Source organism: Bradyrhizobium sp. S3.12.5 (genome assembly GCF_040548225.1).
GTDB lineage: Bacteria > Pseudomonadota > Alphaproteobacteria > Rhizobiales > Xanthobacteraceae > Bradyrhizobium > Bradyrhizobium cytisi.
Window position 1 is genome coordinate 1 of sequence record NZ_JBEPRF010000059.1, and the last position, 2438, is coordinate 2438.

Sequence of the window (2438 nt, forward strand, 5' to 3'; positions counted from 1 at the left end):
GTGGGCGAGATCATCTCGGAATGGTGGGCGACATCAAATCGGAACGGCGGGCGAGATCATTCCGGAATGGTGGGCGACATCGAGCGGAATCAGCAGCGACCTCGGCCTCGACCGCCTTGGCAAGCAGCGCACGGGCTCCATTGCGTAAGATTTCGGTGAGTTGATCGTCGAAGAATCCTGGCTGAATCAGTCTGGTGACGTTATCGTTGGGCACGGCATATCGCTCCTTTGGTGGAGAAGTGGAGGCGTCAAGCACCCCCACGATATGCCGCCTTCCCGATTCCCGCCGTCACCAACTTTCGGCGATAGCTCCTACCGCAGAAGATCTGTGCCATCGATCAATTCCAATTTGGTATCAAATGCTCCAAAAATGGTATTGGCGCGGCGAGGGCTTGTTCATCCACATTTCACATAGCGAAATACGAGGGGGTGGGACGCGATGCATTGGGCGAGTTTGAGCTTCGGCCGTTGAACTTGCTGCCGAGAACGACTGTCGCCTTCCGCAGGGTCGCGAAGTGACAGCGTGCTCTTTCCTGGATTTGCGAACTAGAGCTCTTGGCGCGGCGGCGTTTTGCACGTGCTCCGACGCTGAGCGAATTTGTCGATCGGCGCCTCTCAAGGAAGAGGCCGATCCCTCAAGAGCAACGCGAGCGCCGGGAAGTCGGCGTCGATGGATTATGACGTCTCTCTCATTCTGGAGAGAGACCGGAGGCCGCCGGAGAACTTGAGGGGCATCTAGAGAGAATTGCGGAGCGGGCCCGTCAAACGTGGCTTGCTCGACCGATCGGGTGTCCGGGAGATAGTTGATGCTTCATCGGCCTAACACTGTTCGTCCTACTACGCGATTTTTCGTCAAGAATGCAATTTTGGCGAGTCTCTCCTTGCAGGATCTTGCGGCGATAGGAGAATTCCTCGAGCCGATCGTCTTGAGAGAACTTTCAGTACTGCAAGAGCCGAAAAAGCAGCTCGATTACGTCTATTTCGTCGAATCCGGACTCGTCTCGATGAGGATCATCGCGGAGGGGAGCATCCTCGAGACCGCGGTCATAGGCTATCGTGGTGTGGTCGGAGCTCCATTCCTGTTCGGAGGATATGGTTCGACCCATCAGTCCGTCGTGCTTCTTCCGGGACGCGCCCACAGAATACGCGCCGAGGACATGCGTCGTATCATGAGCGAGCGCTCGGAAATTCGAGATCATCTTTCCCGATACGCTCAAGGGCTGAGCTTGCATTGCGCTCAGACCGGATTATGCGGTGTCCGGCACGATCGCGAAAAACGGCTGGCCTCGTGGCTCTGTTTGGCAAGCGATGCCGTCGATGCGTCCGTGCTTCCAGTTACCCATGACTATCTTTCTTCCATCTTGGGATTGCGCCGTGCGGGCATTACGGAAACGCTGAACCGGTTTGAAGATGAGGGTTTGATTCGCAAAAATCGCGGCGTATTGCAGATAGAGGAACGGAAGAGCCTCGAGCGAAAGGCGTGCTGCTGCTACAGAGTGATTTCAGGCGCGTATGCGGTCTCTGAAGTCGCAATTGCAGCAAGGGAGCCGATTAATTGAGCAAGCTGGCTCCGGGGTCGAGGCTCGTTTGGCGACGACACTATCTCGTCTGCAGGGGCGCACTAAATTGGTGTAAAGAAATGCGACAGTGCAATCGAGTCGGAGCTATCCTTAATCTCGACGCCTACCCTTTGGAGAAATGGCGCCTGCCAAAAGCGTAGCGCGTCTGCTGGAGCCGGCTCGTCGGTCCAGCGTTGGTACATGTGCTCTCCTCATGCGTGCAGATCGAGCTCGGTCGGGTGTTTCATGCCGTCCCACACTTCCGTTCCAGCTCGACCTTGGGGGTTGCTCGCCAACGAGACGAGGAAGAATTCCATAGGCTGCAGCGGCTGCGCCGGAGCCGCTTGCCACGAGTGCAGGTAGTGTGCGGGAGATTCTGCAAGAGCTGAGACGCTAAAGCGGTCATGCTAAGTCCGGTGATTGCGAAGTTCGCCGCTCGTAGAGGAGCATAGATCACCATGACCGTGACGACGAATGCCTCTGCGGTCAAACACTTGTTGAGATCGGACAAGTAGTTCCTAGAGCCGCTGATCCAGGCCGCTGTGCAGGATACGCTTGAAGCCGAGATGGTGGAAGCGCTAGGCACGGAGAAAGGAGAGCGCACCGAAGCACGCGTAGGCTATCACTTTGGCTACTACACGCGCTCGCTGATCACCCGGGTCGGCAAGATCGACCTGAACGTGCCGTAGGACCGGCAGGAACGGTACTCGACCGAGCTGTTTGAGCGCTATCAGCGGTCGGAGAAGGAACTGGTTCGAGAACATCGATGAGACCTTGATCTACTGTAAGCGGGGCTGCGAGGCCCATCAGATTGTTTGTGCGTAGACCTATGAGCGCCGTTAGAAGAGTCATCTTCTGCAAGGGTGCTCACAATGGACG

At 56.7% G+C, this 2438-nt stretch carries 2 protein-coding genes and 1 pseudogene; 2 read left to right on the plus strand and 1 reads right to left on the minus strand.

Annotated features, from left to right (window positions below):
• Positions 1-10 precede the first annotated feature (10 nt).
• The gene (locus ABIC09_RS37545) at positions 11-214 is read right to left on the minus strand and encodes a hypothetical protein (protein ID WP_502917746.1); all 204 of its coding nucleotides are present in this window, start codon (positions 212-214) and stop codon (positions 11-13) included.
• 667 nt (positions 215-881) lie between these two features.
• On the opposite strand from ABIC09_RS37545, the gene ABIC09_RS37340 reads away from it, so the two are divergent.
• Both ABIC09_RS37340 and ABIC09_RS37550 read left to right on the plus strand, forming a co-directional pair.
• Complete coding sequence (locus tag ABIC09_RS37340) at positions 882-1559, plus strand: Crp/Fnr family transcriptional regulator (RefSeq protein WP_354112425.1); 678 nt, start codon at positions 882-884, stop codon at positions 1557-1559.
• 458 nt (positions 1560-2017) lie between these two features.
• A pseudogene (locus tag ABIC09_RS37550) lies at positions 2018-2314 on the plus strand (transposase); the annotation flags it as partial.
• Between the last annotated feature and the right edge of the window lie 124 nt (positions 2315-2438).